The sequence below is a fragment of the Streptomyces sp. HPF1205 genome (assembly GCF_020400825.1).
In the GTDB taxonomy this organism is placed as follows: domain Bacteria; phylum Actinomycetota; class Actinomycetes; order Streptomycetales; family Streptomycetaceae; genus Actinacidiphila.
Map to the genome: position 1 here is coordinate 1 of NZ_JAINVH010000160.1, position 448 is coordinate 448.

General features: G+C 66.7%; 1 protein-coding gene. It reads left to right on the plus strand.

All coding sequences use genetic code 11. The features are described 5' to 3' along the window. The coding region (locus K7G61_RS36100; RefSeq protein ID WP_225851378.1) for an Hsp70 family protein at positions 1-448 on the plus strand (448 nt) is incomplete at both ends.

Here is a 448-nt window from a genome sequence, read left to right on the forward strand (position 1 = left end):
ACAAGGGCGTCAACCCGGACGAGGTCGTGGCCATCGGCGCCTCGCTGCAGGCCGGTGTGCTCAAGGGCGAGGTCAAGGACGTCCTGCTGCTCGACGTCACCCCGCTGTCCCTCGGCATCGAGACCAAGGGCGGCATCATGACCAAGCTCATCGAGCGCAACACCACGATCCCGACCAAGCGCTCGGAGATCTTCACCACCGCCGAGGACAACCAGCCGTCGGTGCAGATCCAGGTCTACCAGGGCGAGCGCGAGATCGCGGCGTACAACAAGAAGCTCGGGATGTTCGAGCTGACCGGTCTGCCGCCGGCCCCGCGCGGGATGCCGCAGATCGAGGTCACCTTCGACATCGACGCCAACGGCATCATGCACGTGGGCGCGAAGGACCTCGGCACCGGCAAGGAGCAGCGGATGACCGTCACCGGCGGCTCCTCCCTGCCCAAGGACGA